The organism is Paenarthrobacter nitroguajacolicus, assembly GCF_029952445.1.
GTDB lineage: Bacteria > Actinomycetota > Actinomycetes > Actinomycetales > Micrococcaceae > Arthrobacter > Arthrobacter nitroguajacolicus_B.
In genome coordinates, this window is sequence record NZ_JAQPPK010000002.1 from 130,909 (window position 1) to 154,966 (window position 24,058).

The 24,058-nt window shown below is 64.6% G+C and carries 20 protein-coding genes; 12 read left to right on the forward strand and 8 right to left on the reverse strand.

Annotated elements, in window-relative coordinates; all coding sequences use genetic code 11:
• Nucleotides 1-41 precede the first annotated feature (41 nt).
• The 5 genes from PJL15_RS01950 to PJL15_RS01970 all read left to right on the forward strand — a co-directional run bounded on the left by PJL15_RS01950 (nucleotide 42) and on the right by PJL15_RS01970 (nucleotide 8,140).
• Nucleotides 42-656, forward strand: coding sequence for a hypothetical protein (locus PJL15_RS01950; RefSeq protein WP_281449526.1), 615 nt, complete (start codon nucleotides 42-44; stop codon nucleotides 654-656).
• 139 nt (nucleotides 657-795) lie between these two features.
• Nucleotides 796-1,533 carry a YcnI family copper-binding membrane protein gene (locus tag PJL15_RS01955; RefSeq protein ID WP_281449527.1) on the forward strand — a complete coding sequence of 246 codons (738 nt, stop codon included), beginning with the start codon at nucleotides 796-798 and terminating at the stop codon, nucleotides 1,531-1,533.
• A gap of 113 nt (nucleotides 1,534-1,646) precedes the next feature.
• Nucleotides 1,647-2,294 carry a DUF4232 domain-containing protein gene (locus tag PJL15_RS01960; protein ID WP_281449630.1) on the forward strand — a complete coding sequence of 216 codons (648 nt, stop codon included), beginning with the start codon at nucleotides 1,647-1,649 and terminating at the stop codon, nucleotides 2,292-2,294.
• Between the two features lie 55 nt (nucleotides 2,295-2,349).
• The gene (locus PJL15_RS01965; RefSeq protein ID WP_281449528.1) at nucleotides 2,350-7,317 is read left to right on the forward strand and encodes an Lhr family ATP-dependent helicase; all 4,968 of its coding nucleotides are present in this window, start codon (nucleotides 2,350-2,352) and stop codon (nucleotides 7,315-7,317) included.
• On the forward strand, nucleotides 7,310-8,140 hold the full coding sequence (locus tag PJL15_RS01970; protein WP_281449529.1) for a DNA-formamidopyrimidine glycosylase family protein: 831 nt from the start codon (nucleotides 7,310-7,312) through the stop codon (nucleotides 8,138-8,140). The genes PJL15_RS01965 and PJL15_RS01970 overlap by 8 nt, the downstream gene beginning before the upstream one ends.
• A 244-nt stretch (nucleotides 8,141-8,384) precedes the next feature.
• Here PJL15_RS01970 and PJL15_RS01975 read toward each other — a convergent pair whose 3' ends face one another.
• Nucleotides 8,385-9,647 (reverse strand): ricin-type beta-trefoil lectin domain protein, encoded by a 1,263-nt coding sequence (locus PJL15_RS01975; RefSeq protein ID WP_281449530.1) that lies wholly within the window; start codon nucleotides 9,645-9,647, stop codon nucleotides 8,385-8,387.
• Nucleotides 9,648-9,952: 305 nt separating this feature from the next.
• Here PJL15_RS01975 and PJL15_RS01980 point away from each other — a divergent pair, with 305 nt between their 5' ends.
• The 3 genes from PJL15_RS01980 to PJL15_RS01990 are packed head-to-tail and all read left to right on the forward strand — an operon-like array spanning nucleotide 9,953 to nucleotide 13,602.
• Complete coding sequence (locus tag PJL15_RS01980; RefSeq protein WP_281449531.1) at nucleotides 9,953-11,848, forward strand: glycosyltransferase family 2 protein; 1,896 nt, start codon at nucleotides 9,953-9,955, stop codon at nucleotides 11,846-11,848.
• 55 nt (nucleotides 11,849-11,903) lie between these two features.
• Nucleotides 11,904-12,341, forward strand: a complete 438-nt coding sequence (locus PJL15_RS01985) for an STAS domain-containing protein (protein WP_281449532.1) — start codon at nucleotides 11,904-11,906, stop codon at nucleotides 12,339-12,341.
• Between the two features lies 1 nt (nucleotide 12,342).
• Entirely contained in the window at nucleotides 12,343-13,602 is a 1,260-nt protein-coding gene (locus tag PJL15_RS01990) for a glycoside hydrolase family 26 protein (RefSeq protein ID WP_281449533.1), read from the forward strand.
• A 21-nt stretch (nucleotides 13,603-13,623) separates the two neighbouring features.
• Here the strand turns inward: PJL15_RS01990 and PJL15_RS01995 are convergent, their stop codons facing one another.
• Nucleotides 13,624-14,253: a YczE/YyaS/YitT family protein gene (locus tag PJL15_RS01995; protein WP_281449534.1), complete on the reverse strand. Its 630-nt coding sequence runs from the start codon at nucleotides 14,251-14,253 to the stop codon at nucleotides 13,624-13,626.
• A gap of 61 nt (nucleotides 14,254-14,314) precedes the next feature.
• Here PJL15_RS01995 and PJL15_RS02000 point away from each other — a divergent pair, with 61 nt between their 5' ends.
• A complete protein-coding gene (locus tag PJL15_RS02000) occupies nucleotides 14,315-15,763 on the forward strand; it encodes a PLP-dependent aminotransferase family protein (RefSeq protein ID WP_281449535.1) in 1,449 nt (482 codons plus the stop codon).
• A gap of 67 nt (nucleotides 15,764-15,830) precedes the next feature.
• Here PJL15_RS02000 and PJL15_RS02005 read toward each other — a convergent pair whose 3' ends face one another.
• Nucleotides 15,831-16,331 carry a DUF4188 domain-containing protein gene (locus PJL15_RS02005; RefSeq protein ID WP_281449536.1) on the reverse strand — a complete coding sequence of 167 codons (501 nt, stop codon included), beginning with the start codon at nucleotides 16,329-16,331 and terminating at the stop codon, nucleotides 15,831-15,833.
• 61 nt (nucleotides 16,332-16,392) lie between these two features.
• On the opposite strand from PJL15_RS02005, the gene PJL15_RS02010 reads away from it, so the two are divergent.
• Nucleotides 16,393-16,980, forward strand: coding sequence for a TetR-like C-terminal domain-containing protein (locus PJL15_RS02010; protein ID WP_281449537.1), 588 nt, complete (start codon nucleotides 16,393-16,395; stop codon nucleotides 16,978-16,980).
• Between the two features lies 1 nt (nucleotide 16,981).
• Here PJL15_RS02010 and PJL15_RS02015 read toward each other — a convergent pair whose 3' ends face one another.
• Both PJL15_RS02015 and PJL15_RS02020 read right to left on the reverse strand, forming a co-directional pair.
• Entirely contained in the window at nucleotides 16,982-17,674 is a 693-nt protein-coding gene (locus PJL15_RS02015; RefSeq protein WP_281449538.1) for an SRPBCC family protein, read from the reverse strand.
• A complete protein-coding gene (locus PJL15_RS02020) occupies nucleotides 17,667-18,317 on the reverse strand; it encodes a winged helix-turn-helix domain-containing protein (RefSeq protein ID WP_281449539.1) in 651 nt (216 codons plus the stop codon). Before PJL15_RS02020 ends, PJL15_RS02015 begins: the two co-directional genes overlap by 8 nt.
• Before the next feature lie 153 nt (nucleotides 18,318-18,470).
• On the opposite strand from PJL15_RS02020, the gene PJL15_RS02025 reads away from it, so the two are divergent.
• On the forward strand, nucleotides 18,471-19,403 hold the full coding sequence (locus PJL15_RS02025; RefSeq protein WP_281449631.1) for an RluA family pseudouridine synthase: 933 nt from the start codon (nucleotides 18,471-18,473) through the stop codon (nucleotides 19,401-19,403).
• Between the two features lie 67 nt (nucleotides 19,404-19,470).
• Here the strand turns inward: PJL15_RS02025 and PJL15_RS02030 are convergent, their stop codons facing one another.
• Nucleotides 19,471-20,010 (reverse strand): O-acetyl-ADP-ribose deacetylase, encoded by a 540-nt coding sequence (locus tag PJL15_RS02030; protein WP_281449540.1) that lies wholly within the window; start codon nucleotides 20,008-20,010, stop codon nucleotides 19,471-19,473.
• A 54-nt stretch (nucleotides 20,011-20,064) separates the two neighbouring features.
• Between PJL15_RS02030 and PJL15_RS02035 the strand changes: the two genes are divergently transcribed.
• The gene (locus tag PJL15_RS02035; RefSeq protein WP_281449541.1) at nucleotides 20,065-20,706 is read left to right on the forward strand and encodes a DedA family protein; all 642 of its coding nucleotides are present in this window, start codon (nucleotides 20,065-20,067) and stop codon (nucleotides 20,704-20,706) included.
• Between the two features lie 2 nt (nucleotides 20,707-20,708).
• On the opposite strand, the gene PJL15_RS02040 is transcribed toward PJL15_RS02035, so the two are convergent.
• Nucleotides 20,709-21,014, reverse strand: a complete 306-nt coding sequence (locus PJL15_RS02040; RefSeq protein WP_281449542.1) for a hypothetical protein — start codon at nucleotides 21,012-21,014, stop codon at nucleotides 20,709-20,711.
• A gap of 105 nt (nucleotides 21,015-21,119) precedes the next feature.
• Nucleotides 21,120-23,918, reverse strand: a complete 2,799-nt coding sequence (ppc, locus tag PJL15_RS02045) for a phosphoenolpyruvate carboxylase (RefSeq protein WP_281449543.1) — start codon at nucleotides 23,916-23,918, stop codon at nucleotides 21,120-21,122.
• Nucleotides 23,919-24,058: the final 140 nt, after the last annotated feature.

Consider the following 24,058-nt stretch of genomic DNA (forward strand, 5'->3'; position numbering starts at 1 on the left):
CGAAGCCGTTAACAGCCAACGCAAGAGATAAGGGAGGACCCGTGCGCACTTCACAGCCCCGGGCACCCTTCCACGCCTTGCGGTCCGGCGCCATCGCCTTGGTCATTGTGGCCCTTGCAGCCGGTGCCCACGTCGTCGGCGGTGGATTGCTGCCAACAGCGCCCGTGCTCCTGGCACTGCTTGCATTGACGGCCTTGGCCTCCACCTTGGCAACCCGTTTCAAACTCTCTTTCGTGGCGATGGCCGCTCTTCTGGGATCCAGCCAGGTGCTGCTCCACGAGGCATTTACCGCTTTGGCGCCGGTTGGTGGCGCGGCTCCCAACGGCACGCACCACCTGGAGACCGTGCCGCTGCCTTCCTTGGATCCGGCAGCGCACCTCCATGAACTGGGCACCACGTTGGGCGTCCTCATGCTCATCGCGCACATCGCGGCCACGGTCGGATCCGCCATCGTCCTGGCCAAGGGCGAGGACGCGCTGTGGCAGCTGGCCGCGTGGCTGCGCCCGCTGGTTTCCCTGCCCACGCTGCTGTTCAGGCCCGACGCCGGCGCGTCGCCTGTCGCCGTTGGCGCACCTGACGTTTTTATCCCCCGCCCTTGGCGGAACCTTAGGCAAGACAGCCGCCGCGGCCCGCCCGCCGTCGTCGTAACTTCCTAGTTCCGCCCGGCACCAAAGCTGCAAAGCGCCAAGCCGCAAAGCACCAGCGCTTTAAAGCGAGCAAGAGCCTTTGCACGGTGACGGGCTCCCAGACCCGTACCCCAGCGCCGCCTCCAGGCGCACCCGAAAGGCAATTCCCATGAACAAGTCCGCCCTCCGCCGTACCCTCTCAGCCACCGCCGTTGCCGGTGGAACCGCCGCCCTGATGATGGCCGGAATCGCCGGCGCATCCGCGCACGTTTCCGTTGATCCGAACAAGACGGCAGCGAACTCCTACGCGCTGCTGACCTTCAGCGTTCCGCATGGTTGCGGCACGTCGGGCACCACAAAGGTGGCCATCAACCTTCCCGAGGAACTGACGGACGCTACCCCAACCGTGAACCCGAACTGGACCGTGGAGAAGGTGACGGAAAACCTCGCCGAGCCCAAGAAGCTGGACGACGGCACGTCCATCACCAAGCGGACCAGCCAGATCGTCTACACGGCAAAGGCCCCGCTGGATCCGCACATGCGCGACGCCCTGGTCCTCTCGGTCAAACTGCCGGACGCAGCTGGCAAGACCATCTATTTCCCCACGTACCAGACCTGCGAAACGGGCAAGACGGACTGGATCGAGATCCCCAAGGACGGCCAGAGCGAGGACGACCTGAAGTCGCCGGCACCGGCGATCGCCATCACTCCGGCCGACGCAGCAGGGGACCACCACTCGGCATCCACGGTTTCCACGGAGCAGGCAGCAGCCGTCACGGACGACGGCTCGCAGGCCCGGAGCTGGGCCGGCCTGATCGCAGGCATTGCAGGCCTGGGACTTGGTGGCGCAGCGTTCTTCCGCAGCCGTTCGGCCAAGCCTGCCGCTGTGAAGGTCGACGCCAAGTAAGTCGCCAGTAACCAGCGCGGGTGGCGCCCGGAAGATCACGATCCGGGCGCCAATCCGCTCTGTAACCCGTGGCTGAATTGACTAGCGCCACCGCCGAAGCAAGGCTGGTGCCCATGTGGACTCAGCGCATCAAAACCGGTCTTGTGACGACGACGGCGGCCGCCTCGCTGCTGCTCCTGGCGGCTTGTGGGCCAAGCCCCAGCCCTGCGGACTCGAGCAGTGCCCCGCCAACCTCTTCCACCCCGTCCGCGTCCTCGATGTCGAGCTCACCTTCTGCGACGGCAACGACGACACCATCGCAGTCCCCTTCGGAAACGACCACCCCGGCCCCACCGGCAGCGGTTGGAGCGTGCAAGGCAGCGACGCTGACAGCGGCGACGGACGCGACCGGTGGCGGAGCAGCGGGCAGTATCTACGAGAAGCTGATCCTCACGAACTCCGGAACGGCCCCATGCATTGTTGAAGGTTTCGCCGGCGTATCCCTGACGGCAGACGCCAACGGGGACCCGATCGGTGAACCGGCAATCCGCGAAACCACCACCCCTGTCACCAAGATCGAGCTTGCCCCGGGCAAGTCGGCCTGGGCCGAAATCCGGTACACACAAGCCGGCAACTACGGTGACTGCACCAAGGTTCCTGCGGCCGGGCTTCGCATCTACCCGCCGAATGACACGGCCTCGCTGTTCGTCGCCGAGCAGCACGATGCGTGCAGCAATGCCGGCATCAAGCTGCTGACCATCACTGCCTTCCAGGCTGTTTGACCACCTCCCCACGGTTCCGGCTTATTCTGTCGGAGCCGTGGGGCATGATGGATAAATGCAGGAGCCGCAGACGTCCGTTGGCGCCATCAGCCGTTTCAGCCAGGCAACCAGGGAATGGTTCCTCGGCGCTTTTTCCGAGCCCACTCCCGCGCAGGACGGCGCCTGGAACGCGATCTCATCGGGTTCCCACGCCTTGGTAGTTGCGCCGACAGGCTCCGGTAAAACCCTCGCGGCCTTCCTGTGGGCACTGGACAGACTGCACTCCGCTCCCACTGACACGCTTCCGGGGCTGGAGACCGTGCCCGCGAACGGCAAAGGGCGGGCCAAGCGCCCCAAAACCAAAACACGCGTCCTCTATATCTCACCGCTCAAGGCGCTGGGCGTCGACGTCGAGCGCAACCTCCGCGCCCCACTCATCGGCATCACGCAAACGGCCAAACGCCTGGGGCTGCCGGCACCGCTGGTAAGTGTAGGTGTCCGTTCGGGAGATACGACGGCGGCAGATCGCCGAACGCTGTTGACCAACCCGCCCGATATCCTCATCACCACCCCGGAATCCCTCTTCCTGATGCTGACCTCCCGCGCCCGGGAAACGCTCAGCGAAGTCGACACCATCATCATCGACGAAGTCCACGCAGTTGCCGGGACCAAGCGCGGTGCACACTTGGCGGTTTCGTTGGAACGGCTGGACGCCCTGCTGTCCAAGCCCGCCCAGCGAATCGGGCTCTCGGCGACGGTTCAGCCCCGCGAGTTAGTGGCCCAGTTCCTGGCCGGCCAGGCTCCCGTGGAGATCGTCGCTCCACCGTCCAAGAAGAACTGGAACCTCACAGTCACTGTGCCTGTGGAGGACATGTCCGACCTGCAGGGGGCGGCAGGGGCCTTCGACTCCGGCCCGGCATCCGGGCTGCAGCCGCAGGCGTCGATCTGGCCGCATGTGGAGGAACAGATCGTGGACTTGGTCTTGTCCAAGCAATCCACCATTGTTTTTGCCAACTCGCGCCGGCTCTCCGAGCGGTTGACGGCCCGGCTCAACGAAATCTACGCCGAACGCCAGCTAATGGCCGTGGGTGGCAGCGAATGGGCAGCCTCTGATGCCAATCCGGCTGTTCCGGCCTCCACCGCAACCCCGGCACACATGATGGCGCAGGCCGGGAGTACCACGGGGGCGGATCCAGTCCTGGCCCGCGCGCACCACGGCTCAGTTTCCAAAGACCAGCGCGCCATGATCGAGGACGACCTCAAGTCCGGCAGGCTGCGCTGCGTGGTCGCCACGTCATCGCTGGAACTCGGCATCGATATGGGTGCCGTGGACCTTGTGATCCAGGTGGAGTCGCCGCCTTCGGTGGCCAGCGGCCTGCAGCGCGTGGGACGTGCCGGACACCAGGTGGGCGAGATCTCCGAGGGCGTACTGTTCCCGAAGCACCGGGCAGACCTTCTGCACACCAGCGTCACCGTGGAGAGGATGCTCAGTGGCCAGATTGAGCGGTTGAGCATCCCCACCAATCCCCTGGACATCCTGGCCCAGCAGACGGTGGCGGCCACGGCTTTGGGCAGTATCGACGTCGAGGACTGGTTCAGTACCGTGCGTCGTTCAGCTCCTTTCGCGAGCCTTCCGCGCTCAGCGTTCGAGGCAACCCTGGATCTGTTGGCCGGACGTTACCCCTCGGACGAATTCGCTGAACTCCGTCCACGGATCATCTGGGACCGGCACGCAGGAACCATTGAGGGCCGGCCCGGCGCCCAACGCCTCGCAGTCACCTCCGGCGGCACCATCCCGGACCGCGGTTTGTTCGGTGTCTACATCATCGGCACCGAAGTTGAAGGCTCATCGTCTCCGGCCAACGCGGATGGCAGTGAACCAACAGCCTCTGCACGCGCCGCGAAGGGTGGACGCCGCGTTGGCGAGCTCGACGAAGAGATGGTGTACGAATCCCGGGTGGGTGACGTCTTCGCCCTCGGCGCCACCAGCTGGAAGATCGAGGACATCACCCACGATCGCGTTTTGGTGTCCCCCGCGTTTGGCCAGCCCGGAAAACTCCCTTTCTGGAAGGGTGATTCCCTGGGCCGCCCTGTCGATTTGGGCAAGGCTCTGGGCGCTTTCATCCGTGAACTTTCTGCCGCAGACGAAGCGCCTGCGATGGAACGCTGCCAAGCCAGTGGCCTGGACGCCTTCGCAGCCAGCAACCTGCTGCAATACCTCAGGGAGCAAAAGGAAGCCACGGAGATCGTCCCCAGTGACCGCACCCTGGTGGTGGAGCGTTTCCACGACGAACTTGGCGATTGGCGGGTGGTCCTCCATAGCCCCTTCGGCATGCCCGTCCACGCACCGTGGGCACTGGCCGTCGGGCAACGGCTGCAGCAGCGCTATGGCCTGGACGGTTCGGCCATGGCCGCTGACGACGGCATTGTCCTGCGGGTGCCCATGATGGAGGATGAGCCACCTGGAGCCGAGCTCTTCCTCTTCGACCCCGAGGAACTCGAACAAATCGTCACGGCGGAAGTCGGCGGGAGCGCCCTGTTCGCCTCCAGGTTCCGGGAATGCGCCGCCAGGGCCCTGCTCCTCCCCCGGCAGAATCCTGCAAAACGGCAACCCTTGTGGCAACAACGCCAACGCTCGGCCCAGTTGCTGGATGTCGCCCGGAAGTACCCTTCTTTCCCCATCGTGCTCGAAACGGTGCGCGAATGCCTGCAGGATGTTTACGATCTCCCGGCGTTGAAAGACATTGCGGCATCAGTGGAGCGCCGTGAGCTCAGGATCGTTGAGACCACCACCCAGCAGCCTTCCCCCTTCGCGAAGTCCCTGCTGTTCGGCTACGTGGCACAGTTCCTCTATGAGGGTGACTCCCCCCTGGCCGAACGCCGGGCTGCCGCTTTGGCCCTGGACTCCACGCTGCTCAACGAACTTCTGGGTCGCGTGGAACTGCGGGAACTCCTGGATGCGGCAGTTATCGACTCCACCGAAATGGAGTTGCAGCGGCTCGCACCTGACCGTCGCGTCCGTGGCATGGAAGGCGTCGCTGACCTCCTGCGGCTTCTGGGTCCGCTCAGCATCGAAGAAGTCGCGGAACGGCTGCAAGGAACGGAGCAGGCCGAACCCGCGCCGGAGCCCTTCACCCTGGACCAGTCAATGGACGATCCCGACCACGTCGAAGAAGCCCCGCCCGCTGTGCCGCACGGCACTGCGTCCGACGCCGGATCCCACCTGGTTGCCCTGCAGAAAGCCAACCGCGCACTCAAGGTAACGATCGGCGGCGTCGAGCGCTTTGCCGCGGTGGAGGACGCGGCGCGGCTCCGCGATGCCATCGGTGTTCCGCTGCCCATGGGCGTTCCGCTCGCCTTCATTGAGCCAGTCAACGATCCCCTGGGCGACCTCGTTTCCCGCTATGCCCGTACCCACGGGCCATTCACTGCGGCGGAGGCTGCAACGAGGCTGGGGCTGGGCGTCGCCGTCGTCAACACGGCCCTGAAGCGCCTGGCCGGAGACGGCCGCGTGGTGGAAGGCGAGTTCCGCCCGCACGCTGTCGCAGAGCAACCCACTGAGGCTATTGAACCGGAACTGATGACCGTGGACGCCCCGCCGTCCAGCGAATGGTGCGATGCCGAGGTCCTGAGGAAGCTCCGGCGTCGTTCCCTTGCAGCGCTGCGGGCCGAGGTGGAACCCGTAGACACCGCAGCATACGGCCGGTTCCTCCCCGCGTGGCAGAACGTGACTGCACCGGGCAAGTCCAGAAGCCAGGCGCTGCGGGGACTCGATGGCATCATCACGGCCGTGGATCAACTCTCCGGAGTACCCATCCCGGCGTCGGCCTGGGAACCCCTGGTGTTGGCAAGCCGCGTGGCTGACTACAAGCCGGCGATGCTCGACGAACTCATGGCCGCCGGTGAACTCCTGTGGTCGGGGGCCGGATCCCTGCCCGGCAACGATGGGTGGATCAGCCTCCACGTTGCCGATTCCGCCGAGCTGACCCTCAATCCCGCACCCGACTTCGAACCCGGCGACGCGCAGCAGCGGCTCTTGGAACACTTCAGTGCTGGAGGCGGCTACTTCTTCCGGCAACTGACTGAAGTGGCCGGTGGCATGGATGCGGTCCTCAGTGACGACGCCGTTGTCACCGCGCTGTGGGACTTGGTGTGGGCCGGACGAGTCACCGGGGATACCTTCGCTCCCGTGCGGGCCATGATCTCGGGCGGAAAGACAGCGCACCGGCAAGTCGCCAAAGCTCCGCGGGCAAGAACCCCGCGGATGAGCAGGCTTGGCCGCTCGCATGGAACGGGGTTGCTGGGCTCGCCCGGTCTTACCGGCGGACGGTACGGTTCGGTGTCAGGCGGCATAGCTCCCGCACCGCCTTCAGCCGTGGGCCGTTGGTCCGCCTTGCCGGCGCCGGAACTGGACCCCACCATCCACGCCCGGGGCACCGCCGAACTGCTGTTGGACAGATACGGTGTGGTGACCCGCGGTTCGGTCATGGCCGAGAACATCATCGGCGGCTTCGGACTTATGTATAAAGTGCTTGCCCGGCTCGAGGAAGCCGGCCGATGCCGGCGCGGCTATTTCATCGAACATCTTGGCGCGGCCCAGTTCGCGGTGCCCGCGACGGTGGACCGGCTGAGGTCCTTCACGGAGGATGCCCGGATCTCCAAGGCTGAACCCGTCGCACTTGCTCTCGCCGCGACCGATCCGGCCAATCCTTACGGCGCCGCACTGCCGTGGCCGGCACTCTCGGTCGACGCCGGATCGGGCCACCGTCCGGGACGGAAAGCGGGAGCGCTGGTGGTGATGGTCGACGGCGCCCTTGTCCTTTACGTCGAACGCGGCGGCAAGACTCTACTCACCTTCAACCAGGACGAGGCCGTGTTGGCCGTTGCCGCCCAGGCGTTGGTGGACGTGGTGCGGCGCGGAGCGGTGGACAAGCTCTTCATGGAGAAGGTCAACGGCCACGACCTCCTGGAAACCCCCATTGCCGTTGCCCTTGCGGCCGCAGGCGCCTACTCAACTCCGAAGGGACTCCGGATCCGTGCCTGAAGGCGATTCCATATTCCGGGCCGCCGCCCGGCTGAACGAGGCCTTGGCCGGCCAGGTCATCACAGCTTCGGACTTCCGTGTGCCCCGCTTCGCCACCCTCAACCTGGCGGGTTGGACCATGACGGAGGTGGTTCCGAGGGGCAAGCACCTGCTCATGCGCTTGGTCGGTCCCGTTGACGAAGAGCCCGGCGCCAGCAGGAAGCCCCGGGCACTGACCATCCATTCCCACCTCAAGATGGAGGGAAACTGGATGATCTATCAACCGGGGGGTCGTTGGACCAAGCCCGGCCACACAGCACGCTGCATACTGCGCACGGCGGTTGCCGATGCCGTGGGTTTCTCGCTCGGCATCCTCGAAGTGGTGCCCACGGCGGAGGAAGAAAAGATCGTGGGACATCTTGGTCCTGACCTCCTGGGACCGGACTGGGATGAAGAGGAAGCACTGCGGAGGCTCCTGGCAGAGCCCGACGTCCCCGTGGGGTACGCCCTGCTGGACCAACGGAAGCTCGCCGGAATCGGCAACATCTACCGCTGCGACTCTTGCTTCTTATCCGGCGTCCACCCTGCCCTCCCCGTCGGCCAGGTTCCTGATCTCGCGAAGATCGTCAGGGACGCCAAGCGGCTCCTTGGCGAGAACCTGGGTCCGGGACGGCGCAGCACGTTGGGTCCGCGCGCCATGCGTCCCGGCTATTGGGTTTACGGCAGGACGCGCCAACCCTGCCGCCGATGCGGAACACCGGTCCAACACGACGTCCTGGCCGCACCTGACGGAACCGAGGAACGCGACATATACTTTTGCCCCCGCTGCCAGCCGGCCCCCTAGCTTCATGTCCCAGGAGCCGGCCAGTTCCAAACCGCTGCCCGGCTCACCCGTACCGGCCTAACACTCCGTTCGAAACCGCGGCCCGGCCGGGAACTGGATCTTCGTCCGGCCGGGCACAACGGCAACCGCCGCGACGGCAGCGCGCCCAATGCAAGGTCCCGCCGACTACTCCAGGAAGCTCCCCAGCCGCCCCAGCAACAGTCGCCGGACCCGCGTTTGCCGCGCGCCGCCGTCGGACGCTTTTCTACGCCATCCGCCACCATTTCTGGTTGGCGGAACCGGCGCAATCCCATAATTGCAGACGGGAACCATTCACAGACGCCCAATCCGCCACGTCCACGCATTTGTTGGCCTGCGGATTCACCAAATCTCCGGCGGAGTTCAGCACGAATTGTTGCGCCGCGCTTCCGTTGCAGGAAGCGAGCTGCACACGCGCGCCGTTGGCAGTGGATCCCCAGGCCACATCCATGCATTTACCCAACGATCGGATGGTGCCGTTGCTGGCAAAAGACCATTGCTCGGAGGCAGCCGTATCGCAATCCCACAATTGAAGCTGGGCGCCGTCCACGGCCTGGCGTCCGGCGACGTCGATGCATTTGCCCGCGTAGCCCTGGATCCGAACCCCTGCCGCCACAGCCGGTGGCGACGGTGCGTCCGCGAGTTCGTAAACGCGGACATAGTCCACCAACAGGGATTGCGGGAAAACGGTCCCCGAATCCGGTGCGCCCGGCCAATTGCCGCCGACGGCGAGGTTAAGCAGTATGAAGAAATTATGGTCGAAAACCCACGCCCCCGAAACGCTGGCCGCGCTCTTTCTTGAATAGGCAATGCCGTCGATGTACCACGTGATCGAGTCCGGTCCCCAGTCCACGGTGAAGGTGTGGAATGCGTCGCCCAGGGCCTTTCTGTTGGGAAGGGTGTAGCTGCCATTGGCCGAGTTGGCTCCGGAATAGCCTGGGCCGTGGATGCTGCCCCAGACCGTGCCGGGTTCCTTGCCGACGTTTTCCATGACGTCGATCTCGCCGCTGGTGGGCCAGCCATCGGTGAAGACGTTGTTGCCCAGCATCCAGAAGGCGGGCCACATTCCTTGTCCTTTGGGCAGCTTGAGACGGGCTTCGAAGCGGCCTTGTGTCCGGCTGAACTTCCCTGCGGTCATGAGTCGCGCGGAGGTGTATTGGCACGGTCCGTAGTGGCAGGAGTAGCCCTCGGGATTTTCCCGACGCGCCGTGATGGCCAGATTTCCCTGCCCGTCCATGGCGGCGTTCCGGGGACTGCTGGTGTAGTACTGCAACTCGCCGTTGCCCCAACCTGACCCTCCTGTGTCCGGAACCCACTTGCTGCTGTCCGGGGCGGTTCCCGCAGGCCCGCTGAATTCATCGCTCCACACCAGCGCACCAGGAGCCGGCATGCCGGTGGCCGCCAGCGCCGGAGGCTCGGGAGCGATGAGTGTCGCCGTGAGGGTGAATCCGACGATGACCATCACCAAAGGCATGAGTCTTCGCTTCATGAACGCAACTCTGACGGCCTTTTCATCCAGCGCGCAAGGCTTTTTGACGGGACACGCAAAACGTCACTGGAAGGAAATAATCAACGCGAAAGTACTTATCAATCCCGTAACGGCGACGAAATGCAAGCGGGAGAAAGTGGGATAAGGAACAGGAAACTTCCTTATCGCAACTGATTTCCTTCCTCTGAGCATCGACGATGCATGCTCCAGGCGCGTCAGCCGTGTCCTTCCAAGTTTCGCCCTCCGGGCGTCTGGACAGCCTGCCGCGCCTTTGCCTTTTCCCCAGCAGTTACCGGAGGCTAAATATGGGCATTCACAAGCAGATTCTGGTGAGGATCCTCGCGGTCCTCGTAGTTTCTTTCGGGTTGATCTACATCAGTTGGCGCTGGTCAGGAACCGTTGCGTGGGACGCGTGGTGGATTTCGCTGCCGCTCGTAGCCGCGGAGACCTACAGCCTGGGCGAGTCGGCGCTGTACGCCATCACCATGTGGAACGCACGACGGCGGCCGCCGCCTCCGCCTGCCCTGCCGGGGCGGACCGTAGACGTTTTCATTGCCACCTACAACGAGCCGCTTGAGCTTGTCCTCAAGACGGCCATCGCGGCCAGGGACATGGACTACCCACACGAAACCTGGATCCTGGATGACGGGAACCGCAGTGTGTTCGCGAGCGCAGCCCGGCAGATCGGCGTCGGATACATTACGCGGGGCCCCGAATGGGACGGCCGGCAGCGGTTCGCCAAGGCGGGCAACGTCAACAACGCCCTATCCATGACCACGGGTGAGTTCGTGGCCATCCTGGATGCGGACCAAGTCCCGGAGCCGCGTTTCCTGGACCGGGTCCTTGGCTACTTTGATGCCGCTGAGGTGGCCTTCGTCCAGACTCCGCAGCATTTCTGGAATGTTCCGGACCGCGACCCCCTGGGCAGCCAGGCCGAACTCTTCTACGGACCTATCCAGCAGGGCAAGGATGGTTGGGATGCGGCGTTCTTTTGCGGCTCGAATGCCGTCCTGCGCAGGGAAGCCCTCATGGCTCTGGGCCTGACCCGCTACACCCGGACCGCCACAGAGCACACCTGGAGTGCCCTGCGCAGGGGCCGTTCCCGGTTGCAGGACCTTCTCGGCGAACTTGGCCGCCGACATCCAGCCGCCATGCCGGTGGTGGAACAGGCACTGGCAGCGATCACCCGCGCGGAGCAGCAGCTTCGCCGGGGCGATGTACTGGCGGAGATCACGTTTGAGCTACGGGTCTCATTCCATGCGGCTGCGTTGGCTGTTCCGGATGCCATGGACGATGTGGTGCCGGAGCTCGACGCTGTCCTCGAATCGGTGGATGTTGCCCATACCGACCAGGCATTGGCGATCCACCCGATGGACACCACCACCATCACCGAGGACATGGCCACGGCCATGCACCTCCACGCCATGGGTTGGGGCAGCGTTTACCACCACGAAGTCCTTGTCCACGGGCTGGCCCCGGAGGACGTGTCCACCATGTTGTCGCAACGGCATCGTTGGGCAGCCGGCACCATGCAGGTGTTTTTCAACGACAACCCGTTGTTCCTGCGTGGGCTTGCCCTGGCACAACGCCTAATGTATTTGGGCACCATGACCAGCTACCTCAACGGGTTCGCCGCCCTGAGCTACATCGCGGCGCCCGTGGTGTTTCTTGTAGCCGGCACGTATCCCCTGACAGCCAGTCCTGTGGTGTTCTTCTGCCTGTTCCTGCCATTCTTCATCTCCTGCCAGCTGCTGTTCCAGGTAGCCGGCAACGGATCACGCGGTCTGTGGCGCGGCCAGCAATGGTCTTTTGCGCTCTTTCCTACGTGGATCGCGGCCACCTGTTCCGGTGCTGCGGCGGTCTTCCTGGGCAAGCACCTGACGTTCTCCGTCACGGCCAAGAGCAAGCAGGCGGCAGGACGCGGCTTCCATCACGTCCGGACCCAAGTGGTGGCGATGGCCGTCCTGGTTGTCTCCTCGGGCATCGGCATAGACCGTGCGGTTACTGGTGCGGCACCGCTGTACCCCACGCTCATCACCCTCGCTTGGGTGGGCCTGGACCTGGCCCTGCTTAGCGTGGTCATCGGTGCCGCCCGATACCGGGGACCAGGCGATGAACAAATCGATCCCATTCCCACGCCCGGCGAACTCACCGCCATCGTTGATACAGATTCGCTCGTCCCGCCTCCAACCGGGCGCTGACCAGAGACATCCCATATAAAACGCCGTTCCATCCCCCAGCAAGGAGCGACCCATCATGTCCATGCTCTCCCATGTTTCAAACACCACACCCTCGTCACTGACCTCCGTCGATCTGTCCGTTGTCGGCGCGTTGAACGCAGCAACCGTCCTCGCCATCCGGCAAGAGTCCGCCAAGGCCGCATCCGATGGGCCCATCTTGGTCTTCCTGGATGTGGCCGCTGTGACCACCGTTGGTGCTTCCGGCGTCGTCGGGCTCATGGAGGTGCTGCACGTCCTACGATCCAGGGGCGGAGATTTGCGCTTGTTCGGCAGCTCCACGGCACTGGAAACCACGCGCCTGCAGGCCCATTTGGGGCAAGTCGCCCGTATCTACGAAACCCGGGAGGAAGCGGTCGACGGCGGTCGGACGCGCGTGCACGGCCGTCGCCTCACGTCCAAGCCCGGTTGGCGTGGCCTCTTCGGACCACGGCATCGCACCTTTGGATGGGGCTGACATGGCCCGCACAAGCACGGCGGTGTCGCGCCCACCCCGGAATAAGCCAACTCCCCCCACCTTCGCCGGCCATCCCAACCGCAAACGCCGACGCGCGAGCCTGCTGGTCCCCTTGCTCGTGACAGCCCTGGCGGCCACCGGGCTGGGCTTCGCCTCCAAGGAAGTAGTCCCGATCGTCCAGGCACTATCGCTGTGCAAGGCCGGTGATGCGGCATCGATCATCCCCAAAGACGGCGTACTCCTGGGGGTCAACCTGGACTGGGACTCCGAGACCCTGGCCGAGCACACGGCCAATCTGGGGCACAATCCGGCGGTAGTGGTGCAGTTCTCCGACATTCCCTACGACGACGAAACGTGGTCCCACACCACCAATGCCGTCACGCAGGTCCGGGCGAGCGGCGGGGTGCTGCTCCTGACGCTCGAGCCGCACGGCGGCCTGGTGACCATGAGCGATGAAGTGATCGACAAGTTGGCCACCGACTTACGCGCCATCAACGATCAGGGGACGCCCGTCGTCGTACGTTTTGCCCATGAGATGAATGGTTCCTGGTATGCCTGGGGCCAACAGCCGATCCGCTACGTTGAGGTGTTCCGCAAAGTGGCGGCGGCGGTGCATACCCGGGCGCCGGGAACGTCCATGATGTGGGCGCCGAACTACGGGGGCGGCTATCCGTTCACGGGCGGGCAGTACGCGGCCCGACCGGGCACTCCGGATTTTGCCGCGCTGGATACCGACCACGACGGCACCCTCACTATGGCTGATGACACCTATGCGCCTTACTATCCCGGGGATGACGCCGTGGATTGGGTGGGCGTCTCGCTCTACCACTGGGGCAACCAGCGCCCTTGGGGCAACAACGACATTGCCGAGCCCGGCAAGTTCCTGGCGATGCTCACGGGCACATACAGCGGCACCGCAGGCGACGACAGTTCAGTGCCTGATTTCTACCAGGTGTACGGCGTGGACCATAACCGTCCGGTCGCCATCCCGGAAACCGCCGCGATCTTCACGCCTGCGCGCGGCGGGGCCTCGGAGCTGGACGTCAAGCGTGCCTGGTGGCGCCAGGTCTTCTCCGCCGAAACCCACCAAAAGTACCCGCAGCTAAAAATGATCAATTGGTTCGAGTGGAAGAAGTACGAGATCGAGATTAACGACGACGTCGACTGGCGGAGCGCTGGATCGCCCACCATCCGGGACGCGCTGGCTCAGGACCTGCCGGATTGGTTGCGGTACGGCGAGGATTTGGAGGCGTGCCGCTAGGCAGTCGGCGGTCATCTGCAGTCATGCAGCGGTTGCGGCCTCCACGGTTTCCGTGGGGGCCGTTGCCTTTGCCCGCTCGGGCACCATGAACTTTGGCAACAGCACCTGGACAATCGGGCCGATCGCCAAGGCGTAGACCACGGTGGCAACTCCGACGGAGCCGCCCAAGAGGATGCCGACGGCCAGGACAACCACTTCGATCCCGGTGCGGACCAGTCGCACGGACCATCCGGTGCGCCGTACCAAACCCGTCATGAGGCCATCACGGGCTCCGGGGCCTAGCCGGGCTCCGATGTAGCAGGCTGACGCGATGCCGTTGAGGATCACGGCTCCGGCAAGCATGGCGATCTGTCCGCCGAGGTGCGAAAACTCCGGAATGAGCCACAGGCCAAGGTCCGCAAAGAGACCCACCAGGACGGCATTGGCGATGGTTCCCACCCCGGGCATCTGCCGGAGCGGGATCCAGAGCAGGAGGACCAGGAAGCTGACAGCGATGACCACGACGCCAATGCTGAAGCCGGTCTTCACGGCGAGGCCCTGGTGGAAAACGTCCCAGGGGTCCAAGCCGAGTCCGGCCCGGATGAACATGGCCAGGGAAATGCCGTACATTGCCAGGCCGATCAGGAGTTGCGTGATTCTGCGGGTCATCATGAAATACATGATCCAAGAGAACTGGCCTTGTATTCCATAGCCAGTTTGGAATACTGGTCTTATGGCCCCTTCCCTGAATCCCACCGCCCTCCTTCGCCTCCTGGGGCAGTGGAACACCGGCGCCCTGCCCGCCTACCGCGAGCTTGCCGACGTCGTGCGTTTGCTGGTGATGGACGGCCGCATCCCGCTGGACGTCGCGCTGCCCAGCGAGCGCGCGCTCGCCCAGACGCTGGGCGTTAGCCGCACAACAGTGACGGCCGCCTACGCCGGCCTCCGCGAGCAAGGTTTCCTCACCGCCGGCCAAGGCAGTCGGGGACGGACGTGCATCCCGCACCGGTCGGTGCCCGCAAGCATGCCCGGACTTGCGGCACCGGAAGGACTCCTCGATTTGGCTTATGCCTCCCTGCCCGCGGCTGGAGAAGCCGTTCACCGGGCGTTCGCCGAGGCACTGACCGAGCTGCCCGCCCTTCTGCCGGGCTTCGGTTACGACGCCATGGGCGTGACTGCCCTGCGCGAAGCGATCGCGGACAAATACACGGCCGAGGGTGTGCCCACCACTGCCAGCCAGATCCTCATCACGTCCGGGGCGCAGCATGCCCTCAACATCGTGCTGCGCACCCTGGCGGGCAAGCAGGACCGGGTCATGGTGGAGCACCCCACCTATCCCAACGCGCTGGACGCCATCCGCGCAGCGGGGTGCAGGATCCTTCCGGTAGCCTTGCCGGCGGACACCTCTCCCGCCTGGGACATCGACGCGATGGTGGCAGCAATGAGCCAGCAACAGCCTGCGATGGCCTACCTCGTACCGGATTTCCATAACCCGACGGGGCGCATCATGTCCGATCTCCAACGGCGGCGGTTGGCCCGCGCGGCCGCGTCCGCAGGGACGGTGCTGGTAGTGGATGAGACACTGCGCGGCTTGAATCTCGACGGCGTACGCACCGCACCGATGTCGGCGTTCAGTCCCGCTGTGGTTTCAGTCGGGTCACTGAGCAAGTCCCATTGGGCGGGCCTCAGGACCGGATGGATCCGCGCCGACGAGGCCCTGATACCCAGGTTCATCGCAACGAGGACGGTGATGGACCTGGGTGGCCCGGTGGTGGAACAGCTGGCGGCAGCGCGTTTGATCAGGTCTTTCTCCGCACCGTTGGACGCACGCCTTGAGGAGCTTCGCCACAACCGGGAATCCTTGTTGCGCCTCTTGGAGAAGTACCTGCCCGAGTGGGAAGTGGAGATTCCCAAGGGCGGGTTGACAGTATGGTGCCGGCTCCCGAGCCCCTGCAGCACAGCATTCACAGTGTTGGCGCCCGATTTCGGTGTGCGGTTGGCGGCCGGTCCGCGATTCGGCGTGGGCGGGGCTTTTGAGCACTACCTGCGCGTCCCGTTCACGCTGCCCCCGGAGCAACTGGAAGTCGCAGTCCGGGCCTTGCGTGCCGCGCAGGACAAGCTCGATGGTTCCCCGCAACTGCGCCGGACCCTCAAGCCGGAGCGGCCCGCCGCCGTCGCCTAATCCGCTGCAAGCCGCCCAACTAAGTGACAGCTCTTGCTCCAATGAGGCTCCGTAGCGACGTTTGCTGTTACCTACTTGGGTGCGAAGCGGCCGATGAGGCCATCCGCTGCTTCGCGGTGTTGGTGCCCGGACCGACGGGAACGTGCGATGTTGCCTTCGCGAGGCCGAACAAGGGCATGCCGCTGTAAACAACTTCAATCCCCGACGCCGGCACCTGGTACGTCTCGTGCCACACGCCCACGTCCCCGCTGCCCGCGATCTCCTTCATGAATTTCCGCCAGGGCCCAAGGTGGGGTGAATCCCTGTCCGCCGCGAAGCGCCTGAGATGCTCCGGGCTTTCCCAGTAGCTGAGGAGAATGGTGGTCCGCCCGAACCACTGCTCGCTGCCAAGCAGTCCGGCCTCCGGGTGGGTGGCGAGGTGCTGCATCATGGTGGGCATCGCCGAGGCCACCTTGGCGACGCGGCCCATCTTCCACCATCTGTTGGCCCGCATGCCGATGAGGAAGACGGTCACTTCGCTGCGCCCGACGTCCGCAGTGAAGCGGCCCGGGAAGATCTTCTGTGCCATGACTTTCCTTCGGTTGTTTCATAACAGCGTTATGAAACAATGTTATGGAACAATGGAAGGCATGGCAAGACCCGTAGTCCACGACCACCTGGTCCAGCAAAAGCTCCTGGCAGTCACCGCCGACCTCGTGGATCGGGAAGGACCCTCCCGGGTCACCCTGCGCGATGTCGCCGCAGCAGCAGAAACCTCGACGTCGGCCATCTACTCACTCTTCGGCGGAAAGGCCCAACTGCTGACGGCTGCCATCGACGAGGGCTTCCGCTCCTTTGGCGAATCCCAGCGCCAGGCAGCAACGGGAGGCCTCCGGGAGCTCGGCCGGGCCTACCGCACCTGGGCCCTGGAACATCCCGCCCTGTACCGGCTCATGTTCGGCGGCGCGCTGGCCACCTACATTGAATGCAGCCCGACGCCGGACGTCGCCTCCGACTCGATGCTCCCCCTGGTGGAGGCGGTCACCTCGGCACAAGCCGCCGGAAGGCTTCGGGCCGAAGATCCGTCAGTGGTTGCGATGGCCATCTGGGGCCAGGTCCACGGACTGGTGGGACTGGAACTCGCCCGGATGAACGAGCCCGGCACGGATTGGGCCGGAATCTATGAGGCGGCACTGGAATCGGTGGCCCGGGCTTGGGCCCCCGATCCCAAACAGTGAGCTACGCGTAAACCTTTTCCAGGAAGCTACCCCAGGATTTCGCCGTCAGCTCGGCGTCCCCGGATCCGCTGAAGTCGTGCACGGTCATCCCCACCGGAGCGCCAAAAGCGTTCCGGCCGAAGAAGCGGTACATGGCGTCAGCGGTCCGCAGCCCGAGGAAGTTCCCGTCGGCGAAGTCCACCTCGCCACTCAGCCGCCCGACGCCTTCGAGCTCCACATCAACAGCAGTCCCGGCAGCGGCGCCCTCAACCCCCAAGGCCCTCTTCAGCTGCACGAAACCGTCCGGCGTCTGCGACGAAGCAGGCGCCTGGATATCCGTGAAAACCACCGGCCGGCCATCGAAGAACTCCAGGTACTGGCCCAGGGTGTGAAGGTAGAAGCGGGTGTGCTTGCTGGCGCCGTCGTACTGCTCATCCCAGTTGTCGGCGAAGATGCCGCTGTGGACGTAGTGGAGCTTCGCCCGTCCACCTTCCAGCGGCTCGAGGACGTGCTCCAACTGGTTGAACCAGCCTTCGGGGCCCTCCATCCGGGACACCAGATGGGTGGGGTATTCCTCCACCGTTTTCACCGCGGGCCACTGGTCCGTGGGGAACATCCAAGCGGCAGTGTCGGCGGTGACGGCGTTCCACACGCGTTCCGGCGTGCCGGGCAGTTCGGTGTCAGCCACGATCTCAAAGTTCCGGTTGTCAGTCATTGCTTTGGTCCTTATCTGATGTTTTTTCCGTAGCGGAAGCGGGTTGTGATGGGGTCTTCAGTGCTGGATGGAGGACGACGACGAGCCGATGCTTGCGTCCGCCCCCCGCCTCGGCGGCAGGACCGCCGTCGTGGTACTTATCCACGAGGCGCGTCACCGCTACCCCGAGCTCTTCAGCGAACGCCGCGCGATCGGCGGCCGTGCGGAACGTGATCTCGCCATCGATCGCGAAACTGGCCAGCTTCTTCTTCGCCACCGCTGCGCCGGAGATGAGCTTGCCCATTTCCTGCACGGTGCGCGAGGCGAGCGCGAGCAGCCAGAACGCTGAGAAACGGTCGGAGAAACGCCGCGGATCCGGCGCAACGGAGGCCAGTGCTACCGGCGAGATCAAGTAGGACGCCGCCGTCGCACGCAGGACACGTTCGGTGACGTTGCCCTTGCGCCGCTCCTCCACCAGCTCCACCAGGCCGTGACGCTCCAAGGCCTTGAGGTGGTAGTTCACTTTTTGGCGAGGCAGGCCGACCTTGGCGGCCAGCTGTGTGGCCGACGCCGGCTCGACGAGTTCCTGGAGGATCCGCGTCCGGATTGGGTCCAGCGAAGCTTCCGCTGCCGCAGGGTCCTCGATCACTTCGATGTCCAACATGCCTCCAGTATGGCCACCGACAACTTTTATTGTCAAGAACTATTTTATGTTCGGGAGAGTTGCTCCCGTTGTGAGGCCCGCTCTGCGCCCTCCGAGCCTTGAATAGGGCGTAGAGCAGGCCTCGCAACGCCAGCAAAGTAGAATTGTCCGGTGATGCAATCCCCCCTCCCCGTACGCGACGGCGTGAACGCCACCCGCCTCCGCCTCCCGGGCGAGGGCCCTTGGGTCACTGCGATGGACTACATGATGCATCGATGGGGACATATCGACCCCCAAGGCATCGAGGACCGGTTCGACGCCGGAGAGATCGTGGGTGAGGGCGGCGTACCCCTGACGCGGAGCACCAAACTGGAGGACCACACCTTCATCTGGTACTACCGCACGCTGCCACCGGAAACCCGCCTTCCCGTGGAAATCAACATCCTTCACCAGGACGAACACATCCTCGTGGTGGACAAGCCGCACTTCCTCCCCACCACCCCGGGCGGCACCTACATCCAGGAATCCGCGCTGGTAAGGCTCCGGAACCTGCTTGACCTTCCCGACCTCATCCCCATGCACCGCCTTGACCGGATGACGGCCGGACTGCTGCTGCTCTCCACCAACCCGGAAACACGCGGCAAGTATCAGGTGCTCTTCGAAAAGCGTCAGGTCCAGAAAGAATACGAGTGCGTGTCCGCCGCGACGCCCGCCGCAGGTTATCCCGCCGTCGAATTTCCCGCCACAGTCCGCAATCGCATGACGAAATCGCGCAGCTACCTGCTCGCAGAGGTCATCGACGGCGAACCGAACGCGGAAACGCGCATCGAGCAAGTAAGAACGTTCGACGCCGGCACTCACCAGCGCGCGCTGTACCGCCTGGAGCCCCACACCGGCAAGACGCACCAGCTCCGGGTGCACATGGCTTCGCTGGGACTGGGAATCGTCAACGACGCCTTCTACCCGGAACTGCTGGACAAGGCACCGGACGACTACGCCAAACCGCTCCAACTCCTGGCCCGCGGCATCACGTTCGTGGACCCCATCACCAAGCAGCCCGTGGAATACCGGAGCCGCCTGGAGCTCAGCGAAGCCCACCCCTCTTAATGCAACGCGGGGTCACTTATGGCCCATGTTCGCCCCAAACATGGGCCATTAGTGACCCCGCGTTGCTTCAGGCGCCAAACACGGAGCGGAAGACAGCCGTCGTATCTTCCGAAAACAGCACGAACTCCACCAACTCCAGCGGGCTGTCCGACGCCCTGCCCGCGGCGGGCGACGACGCGAACCGGTCGACGGCGTCGAACGCTATTTCCGCAACCTGCCGGGCATCCCAGCCGTAAATACCGGCACTGACCGCCGGGAAAGCCACGGACCGGGCACCCAGGCCATCAGCCACGGTCAAACTCTCCCGGAAACAGGACCCGAGCAACTCCGGGTCGGTCTCGCCGGCATGCCGGTTCGGCCCCACCGTATGGATCACCCAGCGCGCCGGGAGCTTGAAGCCGGGTGTCGCCACGGCGGCTCCGACCGGAAGCCCGGCCGGCAACCCAGCCCGCCTCAACCCACGGCACGCCTCTAGGAGCTCCGGCCCGGCGGCCCTGTGGATGGCACCGTCCACTCCCCCTCCACCGAGCAGCGAGGAATTGGCTGCATTGACGATTGCATCCACGGAGCGGGTTGTGATGTCCCCCTGCAGGATCTCGATGCGCATGCCCACAGTCTGGCGCCCGAGCGGCGGAAGCGGCAAGTGCGATACCTTGTGCGCATGGACATCACCGCCCCGGAGACATGGGGATCCGCAATTTACCTGTGGATCGTCCCTATGGTGCTTGGTGATGCCGTTTTTCCGCCGATTCCCTCCGAAATGGTGGTCATCACCGGCGGAGCGCTCGCAGCCGACGGACACGCCAACTTCTGGCTGATCCTGTTCCTGGCCGCGTTCGCTTCCTGGCTCGGTGACATGGCGGTCTTCATGCTGTTCAGACGCCGGATCAGCCACGTCCTGGACCGCTGGTCGTGGGGCCGCCGCGTCCACCGCGGCATCCACGAAGCCATCGCGAAGGCCGGCCGGTCCTCAGCATACGGCGCGATCATCGGCGCGCGCTTCATCCCGGGCGGCCGGCTCGCGACATCCGCTGCAGCCGGGATCGCCAACGTTTCCGTCCGTGGGTTCGGTTTCTGCGCCAGCCTGGGCGGCATCCTGTGGGCGGTGTGGCAGGTAGGACTCGGCTACTTCACCGGGTCCACCACCAAGCTGCCCTTTTGGGCCAGCTCAATCATCGGGGTGGGCGTTGGGTTGGTCATCGGCGTGGTGGTGGGCCTGATCGTCACGCGTCGGCGCGGCACCCGCTCCCCCGTGGACGAGCCGTTCGACGGCGACGCACCCCAGCCCGAAGAGGGCGTGTAGCCCTAAACGGGCGACCAACGTCCGCGGCTGCGGCGCAGCACATAAAGGCTCCCGGTGACGGCAACACGTTCGACGGCGTCCCGCATCATGGCAGCCGACGTCCGGGCTTCGTCGTTCTCGCCTGAGTAATCACGGTCGCCCACTGTGAAGCGGAGACTGATTTGCGGTACGCCGCCCACGATGTCCAGCTGGTTGGCTTCAACGTGGTGACGGGTTTCCAAGGCCTCGATCGCTGCGGCCATGACCGACTCCGGAGCATTGCCCGGTTTGAGGCCGGTGATCTTCAACTTGGTCTGGAACGATGGCATCCCACCACCCTAACGCTCCTGCACATCCCACCCCCTTCACCGGATCCCTCCCTCACTGGTGATGGAGGGATCCGTTTAAGGGGGTGGGATGTGGGAGAGGGTTTGTTATCCGGTGTTGCGCAGGCCGGCGGCCACGCCATTGACCGTGATGAGCATGGCGCGCTGGAGCCGCTCGTCGATCTCCGCACCGGAGACCGACTCCTCGCGGACACGGCGGAGGAGTTCCACCTGCAGGTAGCTGATGGGGTCCAGGTACTGGTCGCGGATTTCCAGTGAGCGCTTCAGGGTTGGCTGGGCGTCCAGCAGCTCGATCTCCCCGGTGAGCCGTTCCACCTCGGCCACAGTGAGCTCATACTCGTCACGGATCATGTGGAACAAGCGGTGCAGTTCCCCGGGGACCAACGACGAAACATAGTGTCCCGCGATCTCCATGTCGGTTTTGGCCAGGGTCATTTCCACGTTGGAGATGACCGAGCGGAAGAAGTGCCAGCGGTCCATCATTTCAACCAGTTGCCCTGTGTTGCCGGCTTCACGGGCGGCCTTCAGGCCCGAGCCCACGCCGAACCAGCCGGGGACGATCTGCCGGGACTGAGTCCACCCGAAGACCCATGGAATGGCACGGAGTCCGCCAAGTCCTGCTCCGGAGTCCGGGCGCTTGGATGGCCGCGATCCGATGTTCAGGGAACCCAGTTGCTCCACAGGCGTGGAGGCCAGGAAGTAGGCGGGAAGGTCGGGATCGTCAATGAGCTTGCGGTACCGGGCGAAGGCGGCGTCGGAAATGGTCTCCATGACGTTGGCGTAGCGTTCGCGCTCGTCTTCGGAGGTACGCGGCGTGCGGTGGAGGGCCGAACCCTGCATGACGGCGGCCAAGGACAGTTCCAGATTCTCGCGGGCCAGCTCAGGGAGGGAGTATTTGTCGGAGATGACTTCGCCCTGCTCAGTGAACTTGATTTCCCCTTCGAGGACACCGTTCGGCTGGGCCATGATGGCGTCGTACGTGGGTCCGCCACCACGGCCAACGGAACCACCGCGGCCATGGAACAAGCGCACCCGCACGCCATGCTTGGCCGCAATGTCACGCAGCTTGCGCTGCGTCTTGTGGATCTCCCACTGGCTGGTCATCACGCCGGATTCCTTGTTGGAATCTGAGTAGCCGAGCATGACTTCCTGGATGTCTCCACGGAGACGGACAAGTTCCCGGTAGGACGGATCGGAGAGCAACTGGTCCACGATCTCCGCCGAGGCACGCAGTTCTTCCACGGTTTCCAGCAGCGGAGCAAAGCCGATCTTGGCGTGGGGCTTGGCACCGAAGAGGTCGATCAAACCGGCCTCGCGGGCAAGCACTGCCGCGGCAAGGACGTCGTCAGCACCGCGGGTCATGGAAATGATGTAGGTCTCCACCACGTCCGGGCCGTAGGTGTGCAGGGCCTGCCGGATGCTGCGGAAGACGTCATAGGTGCCATCTGCCGTGCCCTCGAGTTTGATCGGGTGGCCGGAGAGCGGCCTGCGCGATGCGAGCTCAGCGCCGAGGAACTCGAACCGCTCCTCCCGGGTCAGTTCGCCGTACGGCTTTTCGGTGCCGAGCCGGTCCACAAGCTGTCCGACGGCGTCATGGTGGTAGTCGGCATGCTCACGGATGTCCAGGGTGGCCAGATGCAGGCCGAAAGCGGCGATGGCCCGGCGTACACGTGCCAGGGCACCATCAGCCACCAGCGCGGCAGAATGGTTCCGCAGGGAGTCCTCCAGCAGGCCGAACTCTGCGAGCAGCTCAGAGGTAGTGGCGTAATCGCGGCCGGGTTGGTGATGGGTGGAACCGGACACGCGGCGGCCAGTGTTGATCAGCTTCGCCTTGATACAGGTCAGCTTGAGACGGTAGGGCTCCTGGGCGTTCAGTTCGAGGATGCGCTTGTCCAGGCCGGGCAGGTTCTTCAAGTCCTCCGTGATGGAATCCAGCAGCTCCTGGTCGGCACCGAAGAGGGCCGTGGAATTGGAAAGGACAGAAATGAGTTCATCGATCAAGGCAATGCTGATCCGGACGGCATTCTGGTTCTGCAGCTGCAGGATCTCGCGTGTCACGGCTGCAGTGACATTCGGGTTGCCGTCGCGGTCCCCACCGATCCACGAACCAAAACGCAGCGGGGCAGCTGCTGCGGGCAGCTTGACGCCGTGCTCCTCCAGGAGCTCGGAGAGGTCAGTCAGCATCTCCGGCATGGCGTCGGTGAGGATGCTGTTCAAGTAGTAGATCGCGTTACGGGCTTCGTCCACCGGAGTCGGGCGAACCTGCCGGAGCTCATCCGTCTGCCACATCTGGTCGATGATTTCGGCAAGCTGGCGGTCCTGGCGGCGCCTGGCCGAGGTGCCTTCGGCCGTGGGCTCGGCCAGGACATCGGAGAGCTTCCGGACCTTGTCCAGCACGGAACGACGCGAAGCCTCGGTGGGGTGGGCCGTGAAGATGGGACGCACGTCGAGTTCGTTGATCACGTCCTGCAGAACCTGGGGTCCGGCCTGACCGGCGATCTCGGATACGGCCTTGGCCAGCCAGCCATCCTTTTCCTGGCGGGTACGGAGTCCACGCACGCGGTGCACCTGCTCAGCTGCGTTGCTGAGGTGGAAGTAGAACGCAAAGGCGCGGACAAGATCGGTCGCCTGGTCCAGCGGCAGGGAGGCGAGCAGCTCGCGCACCTGGGCTACGACGTCGTGCGCGCTCCATGGGCCTGTGGCATCGGCGCCGCCCCGCGCGGCCTCCTTTGATTCCTTGGTCAGCAAGCGAACCTGCTCCACAAGCTGCAGCAGTTCCGGACCGTGCTGCCGGACCAGCGACTCCCCCAGGAGGGTGGAAACGCGGCGTACGTCGGCCCGCAGTTCTGCAGCGAGATCGGTGTCTTGATGGGCAGTGTGAACCATGGATACATACCTTCGGGGTCAGGGTTTGGCCCGTACACTGCGCTGGATACTGTGAGCCGGATTACTGTTGTTTCCTACGGGATCTTACCCGGACCCAACCCCAGCCAAGAATGCGTCTCAGAATTTGGCGCGCGTTTTGC